This window comes from Alteromonas algae (assembly GCF_049117195.1).
Taxonomy (GTDB): domain Bacteria; phylum Pseudomonadota; class Gammaproteobacteria; order Enterobacterales; family Alteromonadaceae; genus Alteromonas.
On record NZ_CP185260.1, the window covers coordinates 1,236,173 to 1,257,075 of the forward strand.

Consider the following 20,903-nt stretch of genomic DNA (forward strand, 5'->3'; position numbering starts at 1 on the left):
ACCGGAACACGAACCAATAGTTGTTATGCACTCAAATGTTATTGATTGGGATATGAATTTCCTAAAGGCCCATGCCGCACCACCTGTCGTACGTTTACTCGAAGCCATGTCGCTATCATCGCTTTCTGATTTTCCTAATGATGTCACGCTTAACAAGCTGATTAAACGTTACTATGGCTCGTGGAGTGCACCAACCTTTAAAGGGCAAAGTAAATTTGAACAAGACGATAGCCGATATTACGAAGCGATAATCTCACAAGACGCGACGGTGCCCACACGAGAGAGGAATTGGCACGACCTCTTTAATGCATTGATATGGTTGCAGTTCCCGAATACAAAAACGTTGCTCAATGCATTGCATATGTCAGATATCGCTGAAGCTGGTATACATCCTCGATCACCTAGGCGAAACCGTATTACGCACTTTGATGAATGCGGGGTTGTTTTAGCGATGGAAGAGGGGACGGATTTTGAGGATGATGGTAATTCATTTTTGCATTCACTCGCATCGCACGAATGGCGAGAAGTCTTTATTGACAAAAAGCATTATTGGGAACGTAGCGTTCACCCATTTATTTTCGGGCATGCGAACCTGGAAATGATGCTATCACCTTTTGAGGGGCTTACTGGCAAATGGTTGGCAGTAAGGGTTGCCAACGGGTTTTCAGATTTATCGTACTGGGAGCAAAGGAAAGTGGTAGATGAAGCGATGGTTGAACGTATCAGTGTTTTGGGAAACTTTACCCGTTCACCGCTGTTAAAGCCAATTCCATTATTAGGTGTACCAGGCTGGCATCGTGAACAGTCAGAGACGTTTTATCAAAATGAGGATTACTTCAGGCCGTTAAGAAATGGAGCGAAAGCAAGTGTTCAGCTTCCGCTCTAATTACCGGCCTGTTTGTTGCGATTAAAACAACGCAACAATGCACCATATGCCGTAAATAATAGCATAAGGCGCAGCAGCAATGGTGAACGCTTTTTTCGTCGTAAACGATGTCCACTGAGCAATGCCTACCGTAGTGAGATAGATACCGAGGAACAACTCTATGCGCATTGATTGCGCAAGCGCAAACCACGTCGACGCCATATCAATATTAAAAATATAAGCAAGAGAAAGGGGCGCAAGCACTGATGGCGAAACCTGATGATCTCCGGCGAAAAGAAGTAACACTACTGATATAAGGCCTGTTAACACGTAAGGCATAGACACCCACCACGTGAACCCGTACCAATCGGTAAAGCCAAAGACATGGCTGTCGTCAGATCGCGTCATTATATTTAGGTAAGCAGCAGAAATAGCATTGACGATAATAAGGCCAAAGAATATGCCAATAATATTCGACATCATCATGGTGTTGCGGGTGAAGAAGGCGCGCATTTGATCCTCTTCTGCCGGGCTCATATCACCTTTAGCGGCAATGTTAGCATTGGCGAACCACTCAATATCAACAAAGTTAATGTAAAGATACTGTGATGATACCGCAATGAGCATGACCAACATGAAAGGAAGCCAGCTCCAGTTGCTTCTCTCACCTACTGCTTTGAATACGCCGTTAGGTTTAAAGAATATGTCATTACACGCTTGAAAAGGGTTCGTAACCGTTTGCATTCCCTGCTCCAAAAATAGAGTGAAAAATATGTTGTTGATAATAATAAAGTAAGTGCAGCATCGTCGCACTAAAGCGTGCGGCACAAATTAGTTACAATATGTGTCACCTAAAAAATAAAAGCCAGCAAATTTACTGGCTTTTATCATCGTTGAACATTTTACCTGGGTCATGCAAGCAATCGTTTGCTTATGTCAGATAAGTATAATTCAATAAGCACAGCACTATTGTGCTATACGTTAATGAAATCGGTAAGCCTATCTTTATAAAGTGTTTAAAGCGATAGTCGGCGGCATTAAACACAAGGAGGTTAGTTTGATAACCAAAAGGCGAAATGAAGCTGGCGCTTGCGGCAAATGCAACCGCTAATGCAAATGGCATAAGTGGAGCGCCAATAATGTCGACTAGCCCATAGGCAAACGGAAACATCAATGCGGCAGCTGCGTTGTTGGTAACAAATTCGGTTAGCAACAGGGTCACTAAATAAACCGTCACTAGCGCAATGAACCAATCTGTACCGGAAAGCAGCGGCATCAATGCTTGAGTGATTAATATAATGACGCCAGATGACTCAAGTGCAGTCGCTAAACTTAGCGCCCCGACAATCACGATAATTAGGTTAAGCGGTAAATTGCGTTTCATTTCGCCATTTGAGGTAACACGAAAGCCAATTAAGACGGCGGCTAAAAACAACAGCCCTATCGCCAGTGAAATGATATTCATCGCAGCTAGCGTTACCGTGGTCAAAAAGCCACCTAGGGTAATCCACTCTTGCTTGTTGGTAAGAGGGCGCGCAATCTTTTGTTCAGTAAGAACAAAGAAGTTTTTACTTATATTTTGGCGTGTTGCGAAGTCGGGACCGGTTGCAAGTAATAAAAAATCACCTGATTTAAGCTTTATTTCTCCGAGCTTGCCCGACAGTTGCTCTCCATCACGTCTAATGGCGACAACGGCAGCATCAAACAATGCGCGAAAGCCTAAACTTTTTATTGTTTGTCCAATAACTTGCGCACGGTTTGCAATAACAACTTCAGTGAGGCTGTCGCGCATTACGCCGTCGCTTTCGGCAAACATACTTAGCCCTTTGATATGACTAAGGCTATCAAGCTTTTGTACATTGCCTGAAAAGATAAGTTTATCTTTTTCCATGATAACCAAGTCTGGGCTGACCGGAGAGATAAGATTTCCATCACGAACGACTTCAACAAGAAACAGCTCTGGTAAATTACGCAAATGGTTTTGCTCTACCGTTTTACCAATTAGCTCTGAGTCAGGTTCTACTTTTGCTTCGACCATGTAGGCGTGATAGCGATTGTCTTTGTTGGTGATATGCGGTAGCAAAGGTAAAAGAAAGAACATTAGTACGCCACAGCTAATGCCCGCCACTAACCCATAAAGCGTAAAGTCGAAAAAGCTAAAGCCAGGGTGGCCATGTTCTTGTAAAAAACTGTCGACAATCAGGTTGGTAGAGGTACCGATAAGCGTCACGGTACCACCCAAGATTGCCGCATACGACAACGGAATTAAAAGGCGCGATGCCGGATGATATTGGTTTTGTTTTACTGGGCCAATAAGGCTTGCCACAATGGCTGTATTATTGAGCAAGGCAGAGGAAATAAACGTGAGCGAGAACAATCGCCAGTATGAGGCGGTAAAGCTCGACGTGACTAATTTTCTTCCAAGGCGCTTGATGAGCGCAGTTTTGTCAATGGCACTGCTGACTAAAAGCAATAAAATAAGGGTGATTAGCCCCTTATTTGTTAAGTTCAACAGTATGTCGTCCATTGATAATTGTTGAGTAACCAGCAAGCCTAACACCGTGCCTGAAAACACGGTAGAAGGGCGTTGGTTGGTAAATATTAACGCAAAAATCGTACTGGCGAAAATCGCCAGTACGATGAACTGGGTAATATCCATTAAGATCCAGTCCTATTAGAGCTTACTAATGTCTACAGCGTTCCAGTGCGGGAAGTGCTTACGAACAAGCGTATTAAACTCAAGCTCAAACTCTGAGAAGTTTGGCGAGGTATGCTGTGCATCGCTAGCAATGTGATCGATAATCATCCCTGCACCCACCGTACCATTGGTTAATCTATCAATAACGATAAATGAGCCAGTAGGGCGGTTTCGCTTGTAGGGGTCACAGGCAATTGGTTGGGTGAATTTCACATCAACAACACCTATTTCATTTAGATTTAGGTGCATTGCATCTTTTTCTTCAAGCGTGTTTACGTCTATTTGATTATCGATATGCGCAACGACTCCGGGTGTTGATTTTGTCGCAAACTTAAACAAATACTGTTTATTCGGCATCAATGGTTCTTCAGACATCCACACCAAATGCGTTTTAAATTGCGTAGACAATAGCGGTAGATTGTCAGATTTAACAATCATGTCTCCACGAGAAATATCAATCTCGTCTTCAAGTGTCAGTGTCACTGCTTGCGGAACATAAGCGCGTTCTAAGTCGCCTTCAAATGTCACAACTTGTTTTACTTTGGACTTTTTACCTGATGGCAGCGCTGTGATTTCGTCGCCTGGGGCTACTTGACCAGATACTACTGTGCCAGCAAAGCCACGAAAGTCTAAGTTTGGACGCGTAACATACTGCACAGGGAAGCGGAAGTCTTCTTGGTTATCGTCTTCGCCTATTTCAATGTCTTCCAACATTTGCATTAGCGGTACGCCATCGAACCATGGGGTGTTCTCGCTCAAACCTACAACGTTATCGCCTTCAAGTGCTGAAAGTGGGATAAACTGAATATCTGGGATATCAAGCTGTTCAGCAAACTTCAGATAGTCTTCCTGAATTTGGTTGTACACTGATTCAGAGTAATCCATTAAGTCCATTTTATTGATTGCAACAATAACGTGCTTTATACCAAGTAACGAAACTAAAAATGAATGACGCTTAGTTTGCACTTTTACGCCGCCTCGCGCATCCACAAGAATGATCGCAAGGTCGCAAGTTGATGCGCCCGTTACCATATTTCGAGTGTATTGCTCATGTCCTGGGGTGTCGGCAATAATAAACTTACGTTTTTCAGTCGAGAAGTAACGGTAAGCTACGTCGATAGTAATGCCTTGCTCACGCTCTGATTGCAGACCGTCTACCAATAATGCTAAGTCTACTTTCTCACCCGTGGTGCCCACTTTCTTACTATCTTTCGTGATTGCAGCAAGCTGATCTTCATAAATCATCTTTGAATCATGTAATAGGCGACCAATTAGTGTGCTTTTACCATCATCCACGCTGCCGCAAGTTAGGAAACGTAGCATGTCTTTCTTTTCGTGTTGCTCTAGGTAAGACAGAATATCTTGTCTTAATAATTCGTTTTCGTTGTTCATGTTATGCGCTCACAAGGAAAAAGGGGTTTAATACTGATGCTTTTTGGTTATAGGTAAGCGCCTCAGCATTTTCATCTAAAGGGTTATCTGGGTTTAGGACCGTTACGTTCGCACCTGCGGCAAGTGCAACAGCGTGTGCGGCTCCCGTATCCCACTCCGACGTTGGGCCTAAACGAGGGTAAAGGTGTGCTGCGCCCTCGGCGACTAAACAAAGCTTTAGTGAACTGCCCATAGCGACAAGCTCGGTTTCACCGTTTAACTGTGCCAGTAAGTTTTGAATTTCAGGGCTTTGGTGAGAACGACTACCCACAATTTTCCACACTTCAGCACCGTCGTGTTTTCGCGCTGATATGGCGGTAAATTCGCCGTTCACTTCGGTCCATGCACCTTCACCAACAATGCCTACGTAGCTTTTGTTAAGTGCTGGCGCATAAACGACACCCATGGTTGGCTTGCCGTTTTCGATAAGTGCAATATTTACCGTAAACTCACCGTTTTTCTTAATAAATTCTTTCGTGCCGTCTAGCGGGTCTACTAACCAGTACGATGACCATGTTTTACGCTCATCCCAAGAAATGTCAGCTGACTCTTCTGAAAGAATAGGCAAGTCAGATTCCGCCTCAAGGGCATTCACAATAACGTTATGCGCTGCAAGGTCGGCTTCGGTAAGCGGGCTAGTATCTTGTTTTTCGTAAATGGCGAAATCATTTTCATAAATCGCCATAATTTTATCACCTGCCTCTTTGGCAATGCGAAGCACGTTTTGTGCAAGAGAATTAATAGGCAGTGTCATTACACCAATCCTTTTTCTTGAAGCAAAGCATACAAGCGTTCAGCGGTCTGCTCTGCTGATTCATCCTGATAAGTTAAGTGCACTTCGGGTGCTTCCGGGGCTTCATAGGCCGAATCGATGCCGGTGAAGTCTTTGATTTCACCGCTGCGTGCCTTTTTGTATAAGCCTTTAGGGTCGCGTTTTTCACACACGGCAAGTGGTGTATCAACAAATATTTCTACGAACTCACCATCATCCATTAAGCTGCGGCAGTAGTCGCGGTCGGTCTTAAACGGTGAGATAAAAGCGGTAAGCACAAGTGTTCCTGCATCAACAAATAGTTTGGCTACTTCACTAATGCGGCGAATATTTTCAACGCGGTCTTTATCGCTAAAACCTAAATCACCACACAACCCGTGACGAATGTTATCGCCGTCTAGTAAATAGGTGTGTTTGTTCTGCTCGTGCAGCTTTTTCTCAAGCAAGTTTGCCAGTGTTGATTTGCCAGAGCCGCTCAACCCTGTAAGCCAGAACACGCGAGGCGTTTGACCTAGCTTGCCAGAGCGAGTGGATTTGTTGACCTCGTGTTTATGCCAAACAACGTTGTCTGTGGTCATTAGAAATACCCTTCCATTTTCTTCTTCTCCATAGAACCTGCGCTGTCGTGGTCGATAACGCGTCCCTGACGTTCAGAGGTTTTGGTAAGCAGCATTTCTTGAATAACTTCAGGAAGCGTTGCTGCTTCAGACTCAACTGCACCGGTAAGCGGATAGCAACCAAGTGTTCTAAATCTCACCGAACGCATTTCAGGAACTTCACCTTCTTCCAATGGCATGCGGTCATCATCAACCATGATAAGAACACCGTCACGCTCGACGACAGGACGAGGTTTAGACAAGTACAGCTGAGGGATATCGATGTTTTCTAGGTAAATGTACTGCCAGATATCAAGCTCAGTCCAGTTCGACATAGGAAATACACGGATGCTCTCACCTTTATTTACTTGTGAATTATAAATGTTCCACAATTCTGGGCGCTGATTTTTAGGGTCCCATCGGTGGTTTTCATCACGGAATGAATAAACGCGCTCTTTGGCGCGAGACTTCTCTTCGTCGCGGCGAGCACCACCGAAAGCGGCATCAAATTTATATTTGTTGAGCGCTTGCTTAAGAGATTGGGTCTTCATGATATCAGTATGCTTTGCTGAACCATGTGAAAATGGCCCCACACCGTGCTCTACACCTTCTTCGTTAATATGAACAAGCAAATCGAAACCATGTTTCTTCGCTTGTTCGTCTCGAAACTTTATCATTTCGCCAAATTTCCACGTGGTATCAACGTGTAATAAAGGAAAGGGGATTTTTCCAGGCGCAAACGCTTTGCGCGCGAGATGAAGCAAAACAGAAGAGTCTTTACCAACCGAATAAAGCATTACTGGGTTTTCAAACTCAGCGGCTACCTCTCGGAAGATTTGGATGCTCTCGGCTTCGAGTTGTTTCAAATGCGTAACAGACGGGATACTAGCAGTCATTTTGAAGTCCGATATTTATGTTATATATAAAAAAGTTATATGCGGGTTGTTTTTCTGCATAGAAAGATACCACAGTTAGTTTCAAATGTAGTATGCGATTTAGCTATTTAAAATGCCCAACTTATTACTAAAAATTTAAAACCTCGATTAAATTGGCATAAGGCATGATTTTTCTACCCTTTAAAACGGTGCCGGTTAACAAAAAGCCCCGCGATAGCAACACTATGCGGGGCTTTTTTTATCGATTAATTACTTCCTAGCATTAAGTTTTTGCTCGAAAATATCATAGGTATCTGTGACCCCTTTTCGAGGCGTGCCAGATTTGCTTAGAATAATAATAGTAAGACTAGATAGAATAAACCCTGGAACAATTTCGTACATCCAACTACCTAAAGGCGCTCCGTCAATGGTGACCGGCAAGTAAATCCACAGTAAGACGGTGACTGCACCTACTATCATCCCGCCTAAAGCGGCGCGTCGTGTCATTTCGCGTTTAAACAAGCTAAACAATACCAACGGGCCAAATGCCGCGCCGAAGCCTGCCCAGGCGTTACTGACCAACGTTAAAATAGTGCTGTCTCTGTCATAGGCTAGATAAATAGCAACGAGTGCAACGGCGACCACACTAACGCGGCCTGCGATAACAAGTTCTTTGTCTGACGCATCGCGACGTAGAAAAGCTTGATAAAAGTCGCTCGTCAGAGAGCTTGAAGTTACTAAGAGCTGCGATGATATGGTGCTCATTATCGCGGCGAGAATAGCGGCTAATAAGAAACCGCCAATTAAGGGGTGGAAGAGAATTTGTGACAGATAAATAAACACAGTTTCTGGATCTATTTCGTTGCCATTACCTGATACATAGGCAAGGCCGAACAACCCTGTCATGAGCGCGCCGATAATTGAAACAATCATCCAACTCATGCCTATATTTCTTGCGGTAGGGATATCATCGACAGAGCGAATAGCCATAAAACGAACAATAATATGGGGCTGACCGAAGTAACCTAATCCCCAGGACATTAATGAGACAATACCAACGAAGGTAAGTGTTTCGTTGGTGGATGCATCGATGAAAGCATTAAACAGGGCAGGATTAATAGTATCAAGCGCATCAATCGATGCCCCTACGCCCCCAAGCTCACTAATAACAACGGCGGGTACCATGACTAATGACACGAACATAATACAGCCTTGAACGAAGTCAGTCATGCTCACAGCCATAAAGCCGCCCACCAAGGTGTATGCCACCACCACGCCAGCAGTGACGTAGAGTCCAACTTCATAGCTAAGCCCGAATGAGGTTTCAAATAGCTTCCCGCCCGCCACGACGCCTGATGAAGTGTACAACGTAAAGAATACGACAATAACGATAGAGGCAATGACGCGAAGAAGTCTTGAATTATCGGCAAAACGATTTTCAAAGTAATCGGGTAATGTAATGGAGTTGTTCGCGACTTCAGTATAAATACGAAGGCGAGGGGCCACCAAGATATAATTGGCAAATGCGCCGAGTGTTAAGCCTACGGCAATCCAACCGGCAGATAGCCCAGAAACGTACATGGCGCCAGGTAGACCCATTAGCATCCAGCCGCTCATATCCGAAGCGCCTGCTGATAATGCCGTTACCCCAGGACCGAGTTGCCGACCGCCAAGCATGTAACCTTCAACGTTGGTATCAGTTTGCCTAAATGCAAACAATCCAATGCCAAGCATTACAATGAAATATAACCCTAACGATATTATTGTACCGGTTGCCATAGTGCTCCCTTATAGTTTTTATTTAATGCTAACACCTATGCGCAGCACTCACCATGACAGTATTTTTAATTGGTTAATATTTAACCGGTGTGTATTTGTAAAGATTGCACTGAGTTACAGGTTACGTATTGTGTTATTGAGATTCATGACGGTCTCGGCCTTTACGTTTTGCACTGTACAGCAAATCATCACACTGTTTGATGACGGTTTGAATATTTTGAATACCTTCAAGCTCGATGAGCCCTGCTGAAAAGCTCACAGTAAAGTGCTTATCGGTCTGCTTCCACGTGTGTTTTGCCTTCATTGACACGCGAACTTGATTAAGCACTTTCTCTGCCACGCTTTTTGACGCTCCATCCAATAATAGTAAGAACTCTTCGCCACCGTACCGACATAATTTGTCTGATTTTCGAATTGCTGAATGCACGGTGTCGCAGAAAAAGCGCAGTACTTCATCTCCCACAAGATGACCGTGGGTATCATTAACATATTTAAAACGGTCAAGGTCCATTAATACGATGCTTGATACTTTTCCCTCTTCCAGAGATTTCGATAATGCCGTTAACATCGCTCGTCGAGTAAGTGCGCCGGTTAGGGGGTCTGTGTTCGCATAGTAGGTGCTACGACGTTGTTTTCGCCATAAAATTATTACAAAGGCAGTAAGAATAAGGGCCAAAAGTGCGAAAATAAGCGTCGTTAAGCGTTGATGCTTTTGCTCTGAAGACGCCTGTAAGATAGAAAGCTTTGCTTTTTGTAATTTAATGAATTCAACGTCCCTCGACAGCGGATCTTGTTCAATAGTGCGAAGATCTTCAAAACGGGTTATCCTGTTTTTTATTGAGGCTCGTTGTGCATTTTTTTGATGATAAAATGCGGTTTTGAAATCACCTCGAAGGGAATAGAATAAGCTTAGGTTTTCATGCAAATGAATGCTCTCTGGCGTATTGAACTCTTTCCCAGCGAGGCGAGTTTCAACTTCCTCACGATACTTTTTAATTTCACGCTTAAATGCATGTTCGCTGCCATCAAGCGAGAGTTGCATCAGTTTGCTTATCGTCAAATAGGTTTCCGGCTCTACAGGAGTATTTTCTGAATAGAGTGATTGTATTGACTGCGCAATCTTAACAACCTCCTCAATATCGCCCTGCGCCTGTCGGTTACTGTGGATGCTCATGCGTAATGCCTTTGCTAGTATCAACTCAACCTTGTTGTTATTTTTAATAGCGAGTGCCTCTGCCTCGATTGCAGTTGCAAGACCTTCGTCGTACCTTTCCATTTTATTTAGTGGGTTAACTATCGATGCATAATCATCGACTTCGATGGCAGTTTCATCCTTCAAGGCTATGACGCGTTTAGCATGCTTATAAGCGCGGTTGTTAATATTTAATTCGTAGTACAACTGCCCCAAAAATTTATGCGCGACAACTTTATCTAACAAGGTCTCTAACTTTCTAGCGTCATTAGCGAGCCCTAAATAAGGTAATGCATAGTTTATTTCTGATACTGCTTGCAGCGGCATTTGCACGTTAAGCTCCATTGCAAGCCACATACTAGCGGTTGCAATAGCAGTTTTGTTGCCGCTGTTAAGTAGTTCATACTTCAACTTTCGGAGTTTAGGAATGCTGATTTGAACCCGTTCAAGGCGAGTATTAGCCTGACCGGCAGACGTGGCAAAGATGTAATATGCGCGATTGGCGCTGTAAGTGTGAAGGTCTAGCGCTTTTAGCGCTTCCCAATCTCTTTCTACAACAGGGGTGTGTACTACGATAGGTAGCCTTGGACCATCGGTTTCTGCGGCCGTAATCGATGCCAATATATGTCTGAACACCACACCTAAATGTGTTTTGTCGCTGTGTATTCCTGATGCGTCTAGTTCATTTGCGATTTCATCATTAGCCAACCCACTGGGGGAATTCCAGTCATAAATAGATGTCGCGACAAGGTTACTATATCGCTGCAATGTCTCTATTTGTGAGGCGGCAAATGAAGGCGGGCAAATGAGTACACTTAACCACAAACCTAAAACAGGGAGGCGAGAGAACAAACAGGAACACTTCACTAAATACTTCATTAACTTCAATATCGATTTGTATTGTGACTGGAGCGTAAAGAACACATAGGGCGTTACGCGCAGAGTAGGCAAATTATAAAGTAGATGTAGACTAAAAATCACGTTAAAAAACGCTGTAATGGTGTGAAGCTGAAAGATGGTGGGGCACACTCCCCCAAAAAAAACGGCCAAGGAGGCCGAATTTTTGTGGTTCTAAAACATCAAACTACGCGCTCAATAGTTAAGCGGAAAAGCGAATTCTCTCTGCGACTGATTTTTTCATATTATCTAAATCCGCATTTTTATCACCAACCACCATGATGCTAGCACGCTGAAGTGTTAGGCTTTCGCCTCGGTATTGCTTGTCCTCAAATTCAGCTGGAACACGGATGTCGCTGCGTTCTGGTACAATAAATACCGACATTTTACCTTCAGGTGTGTCCAGAATTAGGTGCAAACTTCTTACTGTACTCAAATGACAATAGTTGGCCACTTCCACTTTGCCGATATCGTCTGTAAAGCTTGCGCCGAAACTGGCTAGTTTCGCATTTACCATCTCTAAATTAACCGGTAATAAAGTGTGAGCACGCTCTGTTTCGGCATACTGCATGTGTGCTAGTGCTTGCCCACCAAGGCTCACAGGCTGGTGATACCACATAGTAAAACCAATACCTACCGTAAAGGCCACCGACGCAGCCAATGCCATATACCATCGGCTTTTACGTTTGTAACGACTAAACTCGTCAGCTGATTGCTGCCATATTAATTTATTAACTAAATCTTCAGGCACTTCTACTTTTGCAGCTTGCTTTAGCTGCGTGTCTAACTGCTTCTGCTCGTTCCAAAAATCGCGCTTGTTACTATCAGCTTTCGCTGCTTCAACTACGTCACTGTCAGTCGTATTTGGATCGGCATATATTCTGCGTCTAAATTCTAACTCATCCATTTACACGACCTCTCTGTTCATTCTGTCTTTCTAATGTTTCTTTCAATTGGCTTCTTGCCCTAAACAACCTTGTCATTACGGTATTCTTGTTCAACCCGAGTTGGACAGCGATTTCCTCTCCACTGAATCCAAAAATTAGCTGCAGCACCAAAGGCTCTCTGTACTCATCGCTAAGGCCTCCGAGCAAACGATGCAAATCGCGGTTGTGTATATCTACGTCGGCTTGCTGCGTGTCGTCATGAATATGCTCATCATCAATATCTACCGTATCGAACTGTTTTCGCTCGAACCGTCGCGCATTCTCTCGTCGCAATATTGTAATTAGCCAAGACTTAGCCGCTTTCTCATCATTAAGGGCATCAAGAGAACGCCACGCCCTCAAAAATGTTTCTTGCACGATGTCTTCAGCCACGCTCCGATCTTTTACTAACCAGTACGCATAGCGATAAATGTCGGTGTGAAACGCTTTAACTAACGCTTCGTATCTTTGGTGTTTTGCTTTCATACCTGATAAGACCCGACCGTTGTCAGTTTTATTTCGTGCAAACATAAAAATTCGTCAAATAGTATTTTTTTCATTATTGCATAAAAAAACTGCACCTTTCTATCAGTCAAAAGGTGCAGCGCTCATTGTAACGTAATACTTATTTTTAAATTATTATGCTTGTTTGCTGGTAATCCATTTGTCGATATTCTCTTCTAATACCGATAAGGGAACAGGGCCATACTTTAAGATCTCGTCATGGAACCCAGCCCAATCAAACTTATCGCCTAGCTCAGTCATGGCTTTTTCTCGTAGCTCCATAATTTTGAGCTTACCTATCATGTAAGCCGTTGCCTGACCTGGCATGGCAATATAGCGTTCGATGGCTTTTTCTGCATCATATTGAGGGTTGGGTGTGTTCTCAATAAGATAGGCTATCGCTTTTTCGCGCGACCATTGTTTTGCATGAATGCCGGTATCAACCACTAATCGGCATGCTCGCCATAACTCCATCGCTAAACGACCAAAGTCAGAATAAGGGTCTTTATAAAAGCCCATATCTTTTGCCAATTCTTCGGTATATAAACCCCAGCCTTCGGTATAAGCGGTAAAGCTTAGGAATTTCTGGAATTGAGGTACGCCTTCAAGTTCTTGTGCAATAGTACGTTGCATATGATGACCGGGAATACCTTCGTGGTACGCAAGTGCTTCTAGTTGATAGGTAGGCATTGCCTTCATATCGAATAGGTTTGCGTAGTATATGCCAGGTCGACTGCCGTCTTGGGCAGGACTTTGATAGAACGCTTTACCAGCAGATTGCTCGCGAAATGCCTCAACGCGTTTTACCACCATTGGTGCTTCCGGCAGTATGCCAAAATAAGCCGGTAATGCATCGCGCATATCGTCGATGGCTTGTTTTGCATCGTCTAAGTATTTTTGACGTCCTTCGGCCGTTGCAGGAAGGTAAAATTGGTCATCTTCACGCATAAACACGAAGAACTCTTGAAGCGTACCTTCAAAGCCTACTTCCTTCATAATGTCTCGCATAGCGTTATGGATACGCTCGACATTATCTACGCCAATTTTATGCACTTCATCAGCGGTCAAATCGGTTGTTGTGAACCAATTAAGGCGATTTTGATACCATGCTTCGCCGTCTGGTAAGCGCCAGACACCGTCTCCCTCGGGAGTGAGTGCTCGCTGATGCGTAAGTTCTGCAATGAGTTTTTGGTACGCTGGCATCACTGAACGCACCAATGCCGTGTTTGCTTCAGCGATTAATTGGTCTTTTTCCTCATCACTTAATGCTAGCGTTGCAACTTTGGATTGAAAGTCCTCTAAAATCGTTGACGGGTCACCATTTTCTTCGAAGGGCGCTCCGGTAATGACATTTTTAGAAGCCTCTATCATTTGATCGTAAGACCATGCAGGTGGGAATACGCCTAGTGCTTCTCTTGCCTTCATTTGGTCAATAACTTGGTCGAAGTATTGGTTTACACCATTAAGACGCCCAATATAGGCCTGCGCGTCTTCTTTCGACGATACGCGATGTATATTGATTAGAAAGCTTGGGACTTGTGTATGCGCTGCACGAAATTGATGGACTATGTAGCGATGGTGACGAAATGCATCGTTGGCTAAGTTTCGTTCGATGCCTAGTTTGTACAGTCGTAAACTGAGCTGTTCTTGCTCACTGAGTTTACTGGCGTCAAAAGTAGCAAGTGTAGATAAACGTTTTTTAGCTATCTCAACGCTTTTATCAGATTCAGCATCACTGATGTCATCCCATTTATCATAATCCCACTTTTTACCGAGGTAGCTTTGAAATAGGGGAGAGCGTTTTAAATCTTCGTTAAAGGCGTTTTCAAAAAACGCACTGAGTTTTTCTGACTCACTCTGCGACGCAGCATTTTCAGTAGCAACCTGAGACGTTGCTGTGTTAGCAGTGTCCGTTGCCGGTGAACAAGCCGCAATAGCAAATAGTGCAGCCGCTATCGGTGATAATTTCATTATTGTTGGTTTCATAACATCTCCCCGGTTTCGTGGAAGTGGCATTATTGGTGTCGCCACTTTTTATTGTTCTTTTGGTTTACACTACTTAGGCAGTTATTCAACCTTGCTGCGTTTTATGACGCAGGATACAAGGTAGACAACCGATTTGGTTTCTTTGCGTTACTCTGCTGCCACAATAAACGAGCATGTTTAACCGCACTAGAAAGCGCTTGTAGTACCTCGTCAAGGTCTGCATGCTGCGCTTTATGTTCTGAAAACCGTAATTGCTGAAGTTGGTTAAATGGCGCTTGAATACCAGCGGTAACATCGTAATCAGAAGGCGTGTATTGCGCTTTTTTCTCATCGCTAATGGTTGCCATCCACGCTTGCAATGCATGACTAATCGCATCTGGTTGTTTTGCTTTTATTGCTTTCATTACATTGTCTAACGCGTGTTTTTCCTTTTTGCTATCCGAGTCGCGCTTGCCGCTAATAGCGCCAATAGGCTGACGCGTCACCAATACGCGGCGTTTTCGCATTACCAAGTACGTTACCAGTAAAGCTAATAATAATAGGATGCTGACAGCGCTTAGTGCATAGATGATGCGCCACAGCGACGCTAATTCTGCGCTGACAGACCCGTTTTCCCTATCCATTGCTTGTTGTGGTGGCGCCTCGGTTTCTGTGACAGTGTCGTCGTTTTGCTCATCTGGCACATTCATGCCTGTCGGTGGTGTTTTTGTATTTTGAGTACTATTGGGAACCACCGTTATGCTGCGTGCAGGAATGGTTGCGTATTCGGTTTTACCAGTGAGCGTGTTAAACCACGGTACAGTGATATCCGGAAGTACGGTTGTGCCGACAGTGGTTGGAATAATGGCAATGGAGGTTTGTCTCTGTGCAATTAAGTTGCCGTCCCGTTCTACTGTCGTGGTAGTCGATTGATCTGGGTATAGCTTAAAGTCTGGTGGGTAGAATTCAGGGATTTCTGGCAATTGCTGTTCTACAACGCCAAGCGCAGTGAGCGTAATAATTCGGGTGACAGGTTCTCCTACCACAAAGCGCTCATCTTGTGGCCATTCCTCATCAATCCTGACCATTTCTGACGGTAACCAAGGGTAATCTATATCTTTAGGGATAGGTTTAACCGTAATCGTGATGTCTGGCCCGACACGATTAACCTGTTGGGTTCTATTAAAAAAACCGAACCGTTGGTTTGTGTTTGCAGCCATGACCTCACCGGAAAATATCGGGCCGCGCAATGTGAATTCGCCGGACGCTTGCGGGATCACGGCAAAGTCACGTTCAATAATTTGATATCGTCTACCGTTTACGATATCAGTATATTGTTTATCCTCCCCCAGCTGTTTAATTTCCGCATTAGGCATTTCAGGGGCTTGAAGACTGCCACGCTCAATACTGCTCGATAAAAACAATTTTACGGTGTAAAGCAACTGCTGATTTAAATATGACTCAGTCACGTCAATATCGGTTGTGACAAAATAATCTCTCGCAACGTTCCCCGATTGTTGTATCGGTATTACTTTTACCTGAATAGGAGACGTTTGTTTACCTTCAATAGAAAACGCCGGGATGGTAAATGTTCCCTCTTTTCTTGGAAAAAGTGTCGTTGTCCAAGTCGTTGTTCTTTTGGTATCAAAATTTACAATGGACGTTTGACTACTAACCGACGTGCGACCTACGACAAAATCTTTAAGTAATGATGCACTATCAAAGGCGTCTCTTTCTGCACTGCCGTCTGCGGTGATAGTAAGCCTAATCGCTTCATCTACCATGACGGGGTTTCTATCTATTGTTGCTTCTACGGCATTCACGTCTGCTAATGAATCGAAACTTATCATGCAGACAAAAATAAATGTAATAAGTCGCGTAGAGAGTAGTAATGCTTTCATTTACCAATCACTCCGGTTTGATGGCATGCGCTGTCGATTTCGTTTTTGTGCTTCTAAAAGCATTTTTCGTTTCAGTAAAAAGGCAGGATCATCTGGAACACGTCGCATTAGATTTTCCATACGTTGCATCTCTTCTTTTTCTTCGTCGGTGAGTTGTTCACTTGGCGAAACAACCTGTTGCTCAGCATTTTCGCCATTTTCATCGTTTGTTTCAGACGGAGTAGGGCGAGCCTGCTCTTCGTTATTGGCATCAGTTTCAGATTGCTGTCCATTTTCGTTTTGCTCGGCATCGTGGTTCTCATTGCTAGCGTCAGCTTGTTCTTGCTGGGGTTGACCGTTGTTTTGTGGGCCCTCTTGTTCCCCCCCTTGCTGCTGTTTTTCGCTATTCCCGTCGTTATCACCCTCAGCGTTCTGGTCGCTTTGCTCCTGCTGGCCGCTGTCGCTTTGGTCTCCGCTATCCTGACTTTCTGTTTCAGAACTTTGGTCTTGTTCGGATTGTTTTTGTTGTTCAAGTAAGTCTTCAACCAATGCTTTGTTTGACTGGGCGCCTTGATGTTCTGGTTCAATGCGCAATACCTCTTCGTATTTCGCTATCGCATCGTTTAATTTGCCAAGCTTCGCTAATGCATTACCCTGATTGTAAAGCCCCATTGCACCATCAACCTGTGAAAAGGTTTCATAAGCGGCCTCGTAGTCTCCCGCTTTATATTGGGCGGCACCTTTCCACGCGTTCGATTCAAACAGGGTGGCTGCGTTGGTATAATTGTTCTGTTCATAATTAGCTAGCCCCTCTTGGTCGTTATTAACGAAGGGCTTTTTCCACCAAGCGAGAGTGTTGGTTTTAGATGATGTTGTTGTGTCCATGTCTTGAGCGTAAGTGTTTTTGGGGGCTACAGAAGTCAGCACGCCAATAACAACGACAAAGACAAGCCCTTTCCTAAAGGCATACATGGCAAAAGGCAGTAAAAGCAACAGTAAATAGGGGCCTACCTCTTTCCATTGGTCACCACTCATATTATTTTCGTTTTCTTCGTCACCTTCTCTGTCAAGTAACGACACGGAAGAGAGCGCAGCGATATCGGAATCATTCGCGCTAAATAGCTGAAACTTGCCGCCACTTGCTTTCACGATACCGTTAACGGCTGATGGGTTTAGTTTTGGTATAACGATGCTGCCCGAGGCGTCTTTTAATAATTCGCCACTTGCTTGCCTAATAGGAGCACCTTCTTGCGTTCCTACGGCTAATGCATGCACGGTGAATGGCAACGAGGAAACATATTCCTGAAGTTCTTGTTGCTGCGCAAACTCAATACCGTCGGTAATCCAATAAATCATTCCGTTGGAATAGCCTGCGCTAGAGAGAAGCTCAGCGGCGCGTTGAATCCCTAACAAGGGGTCGCTGCCTGCTACTGGCATGATTTCTGGCGATAAACTGGGGAGTAGCGTGGTAATCGTCGCTACATCTTGTGTCAAAGGGCTTATAACAAAAGCATCGCCGGCATAGGCAACAAGCCCCATTTCACCTTCGCTGATAGCATTGACCAAATCAATAGTCTTATATTTCGCCCGCGTTAGTCTGTCGGGTGTCATATCGGTGGCGCGCATGGAAAGTGACATGTCCAATACAATCACGTGCCCCATTTTTACTTGATAGACAGGTTGGGGGAGCCTTTCCCACGTAGGGCCAGCTAGGGCAACAACGGCTACTATCCACGTCAATGCCACTATCCATAACGGCGGCTTTTTACCTTTTATCGTTCTACCAATTAACATATGTTGGTATAAGTGGGCTGGAATAACAGATTGCCAACCGGACTGCTTTGCGGCAGCGTTACGTAGCCACAGGTACAACGCTAAAAGTGGTATCAGCGCTAAAAAGTATACCGGCCTTAGAAAATGAAAATTCGCAAGTAGTTGTTGAAAAACACCGTCCATCATACTGAGTCTCCGCTGCGCTGTGCCGCATCATTGAATCTGGAAGTGGCTCTTCGATAAACCGAAATAACGAAAAATGATAAAACCCATAAAAAAGAAAGCAATAATGCTGCTGCAAGTGGGTAATAAAATAATGCTGTTAAGGGCCGCATCTTTCTAGACTCGCCTTCGATGGGTTCAAGCATATCGAGCTGGGCATAAATAGACTGTAATTCGTCAGCGTTGCGCGCTCTAAAGTATTTTCCGCCAGTAGATGTGGCAATGTCTGAGAGCATATCTTCATCTAATTCTTGAGAAGGGTTTATTTGACGGCTGCCAAAGAAGCTTTGGATCATCATTTTATCTGCGCCTACACCGACGGTGTATACTTTAACGTTTTTACTGATCGCTAACGTTTTCGCTTGCTCTGGCGTAATGTTTCCGGCTGTGTTTTGGCCGTCAGTAAGCAAAATAAGTACGTTATTGGATTCATCTCTGGCGTCAAAGCGTTTAACGGCTAGCCCAATGGCGTCCCCGATAGCAGTTTGTTCACCCACAAGCCCAATTACCGATTCGCTTAACAGCGTTGATACGGTATCGCGGTCATACGTCAACGGGGCTTGTACATAGGCCGTGTCGGCAAACAAAATAAGGCCTATTCGATCACCCACGCGACGCTGAATAAAGTCATATACCACCGACTTTGTCATATCCAGTCGGTTAACTTGTCGACCATTTATCTGCATGTCGTCAATTTTCATGCTTCCCGAGAGGTCAACAGCCAACATCATTTCACGACCTTCATTAGGAATACTGACTGGTTCTCCTAACCATTGTGGCCTTGCGGTAGCAGTAATCAGCAATATCCAAATAAGTGAAGCAAATAATAGAGGCCATGCTTTATTTCCGTTTGGTGTTGTCTGTATAACGGTATCACTTGGGCGAAGCGTTGGTACCTTGAGCGCAGCCAACGTCGGTGTATCTTTAGCGGGCAGTAACAGCCTCAATAAGAAAGGGAAGGGAAGCGCGAAAAACACCCACCACCACGTAAACTCAAGCATGGTGTGCCTCCTGTTTTACGCTAGCGACGGGCAAGGCATTATAGGTAAATTGTGCGTGCCGTAGCCAATAACGCACCGCTGCTTGTATCGTCAAAAAGTCGTTATCGTTAACAGTGGGTTGATATAGAAGGCGTTGCAGCGCATCTAAGCCCGGTTCGATTTTTGTTTTTTGCTTATCGTTCACGCACTGTAACAATGATGTTGTCCATTCACGGCCGTGCATACTGGCAACCGATTCAGGCGACGCATACGTTATCATCACACGCTTCAATATGCTGTTTATTGTCAGCGGCCACTGCGCATCGGTAGAAGAGACTTTGTCTATCAAAACGAGCGCTTCTTTTCTCGCTTTATTGCGTTCTCGACGTTTCTTCCATGTCATGAGCACAAGTGTAACGATCAGGACAACAACCACTAATAGACACCACCACCCCCAATCAAGTGGCCACCAGTTTACCCCTGTTGGAATATCAATATCTTGCAAATCTGCGAGAGGATCTTGTGGCATAGGCATGCCCTGAACTGGGCTTTGTTGCGGTTGCTGACCAGGTAATGCTTGCATCAGCGTTGCTCCTGTTGCATTTCTAGCAACTGCTTGTCTAGCGCAACACCAGCGGATATAGCATATCGTGAAACGTTAGCTTTTCGCAGCTGCGTGGCGATGGCGTCTTTTTGCTGTTCACGCCAGGCTTGGTAGCGTCGTTGCTCGTTGCTATCTCCGAGCAGCCATTGCTGCTGGCTAATTCCATCAGACACGCTCACTTGTTGGACCGTTTTTGCCTGTGGCAAGCTATGTTCAATAGGGTCATCGACAACAATCCCACGCACCTCGCAGTGCCGAGATAGTTGGCTTAAATGCTGAACGGCCATGGCACTTAAATGTTGAAAATCAGAAACAACATAAACAAGGCTTCCGGGGCGAGCCAAACGTCTCGCTCTTGCGCACGCATCACTAAATGCCTGTCTGTCTTTTTCAGCGTTTGGTGTCATCATTCTGCTTTGTTGATGCAACGACGTAAGTTCGTGACAAACACGAAGAACGGCACGTTTTCGCGTAAGCGGTTTAACTTCCTGGTGCTGATTTTGGTTAAATACCAACGCACCTACTTTGTCGCCTCGGGCGGCAGCAGACCAACTAATAAGAGCACTTACATGTGCCGCCTGAACCGCTTTGGTCAGTAACTGCGTGCCAATCAACATGGAAGGAAGAAAATCACAAAATAAAAAAACAGGACGTTCTCGTTCTTCCCGGTATATTTTCGTATGGGTCTTTCCTGTTCTTGCTGTCACGCGCCAATCAATGGCGCGAATGTCGTCGCCGGCCTGATAGTGTCGAGCTTCATCAAATTCCATCCCTCGACCTTTATGTTTGGTCAAGTAACTACCAGCCAACTTAGCTTGAGGCATACGCTTTGGAGTTAGACTAAATAGCGAGGAGAGTTGCTGATAGCGCAGCAACTCGGCAGTGGAAAGATTCACACCATCACTTTGCAATTTAGCAAGTTGAGTTTCGACATTCAGCATAGC

17 protein-coding genes are annotated in these 20,903 nt (G+C 44.6%); 1 reads left to right on the forward strand and 16 read right to left on the reverse strand.

The features are described from left to right. Positions 1–25 precede the first annotated feature (25 nt). Positions 26–886, forward strand: a complete 861-nt coding sequence (locus ACOJRU_RS05540; protein ID WP_421134044.1) for a DUF3025 domain-containing protein — start codon at positions 26–28, stop codon at positions 884–886. 21 nt (positions 887–907) lie between these two features. Here ACOJRU_RS05540 and ACOJRU_RS05545 read toward each other — a convergent pair whose 3' ends face one another. From ACOJRU_RS05545 to ACOJRU_RS05620, 16 genes are all read right to left on the reverse strand, one after another. Then, on the reverse strand, positions 908–1,609 hold the full coding sequence (locus ACOJRU_RS05545) for a YIP1 family protein (protein WP_421134045.1): 702 nt from the start codon (positions 1,607–1,609) through the stop codon (positions 908–910). 187 nt (positions 1,610–1,796) lie between these two features. Beyond that, positions 1,797–3,524 carry an SLC13 family permease gene (locus ACOJRU_RS05550; protein WP_421134046.1) on the reverse strand — a complete coding sequence of 576 codons (1,728 nt, stop codon included), beginning with the start codon at positions 3,522–3,524 and terminating at the stop codon, positions 1,797–1,799. Positions 3,525–3,539: 15 nt separating this feature from the next. After that, positions 3,540–4,955 (reverse strand): sulfate adenylyltransferase subunit CysN, encoded by a 1,416-nt coding sequence (cysN, locus tag ACOJRU_RS05555; protein ID WP_421134047.1) that lies wholly within the window; start codon positions 4,953–4,955, stop codon positions 3,540–3,542. Position 4,956: 1 nt separating this feature from the next. Continuing rightward, on the reverse strand, positions 4,957–5,748 hold the full coding sequence (gene cysQ, locus ACOJRU_RS05560) for a 3'(2'),5'-bisphosphate nucleotidase CysQ (RefSeq protein WP_421134048.1): 792 nt from the start codon (positions 5,746–5,748) through the stop codon (positions 4,957–4,959). Further along, positions 5,748–6,344 carry an adenylyl-sulfate kinase gene (cysC, locus tag ACOJRU_RS05565; protein WP_421134049.1) on the reverse strand — a complete coding sequence of 199 codons (597 nt, stop codon included), beginning with the start codon at positions 6,342–6,344 and terminating at the stop codon, positions 5,748–5,750. The genes cysQ and cysC overlap by 1 nt, the downstream gene beginning before the upstream one ends. After that, positions 6,344–7,258, reverse strand: a complete 915-nt coding sequence (cysD, locus tag ACOJRU_RS05570; protein ID WP_421134050.1) for a sulfate adenylyltransferase subunit CysD — start codon at positions 7,256–7,258, stop codon at positions 6,344–6,346. Before cysD ends, cysC begins: the two co-directional genes overlap by 1 nt. 249 nt (positions 7,259–7,507) lie before the next feature. Next, complete coding sequence (putP, locus tag ACOJRU_RS05575) at positions 7,508–9,016, reverse strand: sodium/proline symporter PutP (RefSeq protein ID WP_421134051.1); 1,509 nt, start codon at positions 9,014–9,016, stop codon at positions 7,508–7,510. A gap of 133 nt (positions 9,017–9,149) precedes the next feature. Next, positions 9,150–11,087, reverse strand: a complete 1,938-nt coding sequence (locus ACOJRU_RS05580; protein WP_421134052.1) for a GGDEF domain-containing protein — start codon at positions 11,085–11,087, stop codon at positions 9,150–9,152. Positions 11,088–11,307: 220 nt separating this feature from the next. Then, positions 11,308–12,012, reverse strand: coding sequence for a DUF3379 family protein (locus ACOJRU_RS05585; protein ID WP_421134053.1), 705 nt, complete (start codon positions 12,010–12,012; stop codon positions 11,308–11,310). Then, entirely contained in the window at positions 12,005–12,562 is a 558-nt protein-coding gene (locus ACOJRU_RS05590; RefSeq protein WP_421134054.1) for a sigma-70 family RNA polymerase sigma factor, read from the reverse strand. Before ACOJRU_RS05590 ends, ACOJRU_RS05585 begins: the two co-directional genes overlap by 8 nt. 108 nt (positions 12,563–12,670) lie before the next feature. After that, positions 12,671–14,521 carry a DUF885 domain-containing protein gene (locus ACOJRU_RS05595; RefSeq protein ID WP_421134055.1) on the reverse strand — a complete coding sequence of 617 codons (1,851 nt, stop codon included), beginning with the start codon at positions 14,519–14,521 and terminating at the stop codon, positions 12,671–12,673. Positions 14,522–14,622: 101 nt separating this feature from the next. Further along, positions 14,623–16,401, reverse strand: a complete 1,779-nt coding sequence (locus ACOJRU_RS05600; protein ID WP_421134056.1) for a BatD family protein — start codon at positions 16,399–16,401, stop codon at positions 14,623–14,625. Further along, positions 16,402–18,339, reverse strand: a complete 1,938-nt coding sequence (locus tag ACOJRU_RS05605) for a vWA domain-containing protein (RefSeq protein WP_421134057.1) — start codon at positions 18,337–18,339, stop codon at positions 16,402–16,404. After that, positions 18,336–19,376 carry a vWA domain-containing protein gene (locus tag ACOJRU_RS05610; RefSeq protein WP_421134058.1) on the reverse strand — a complete coding sequence of 347 codons (1,041 nt, stop codon included), beginning with the start codon at positions 19,374–19,376 and terminating at the stop codon, positions 18,336–18,338. The genes ACOJRU_RS05605 and ACOJRU_RS05610 overlap by 4 nt, the downstream gene beginning before the upstream one ends. Continuing rightward, entirely contained in the window at positions 19,369–19,938 is a 570-nt protein-coding gene (locus ACOJRU_RS05615; protein ID WP_421134059.1) for a DUF4381 domain-containing protein, read from the reverse strand. Before ACOJRU_RS05615 ends, ACOJRU_RS05610 begins: the two co-directional genes overlap by 8 nt. Then, positions 19,938–20,900 carry a DUF58 domain-containing protein gene (locus ACOJRU_RS05620; RefSeq protein WP_421134060.1) on the reverse strand — a complete coding sequence of 321 codons (963 nt, stop codon included), beginning with the start codon at positions 20,898–20,900 and terminating at the stop codon, positions 19,938–19,940. Before ACOJRU_RS05620 ends, ACOJRU_RS05615 begins: the two co-directional genes overlap by 1 nt. Positions 20,901–20,903: the final 3 nt, after the last annotated feature.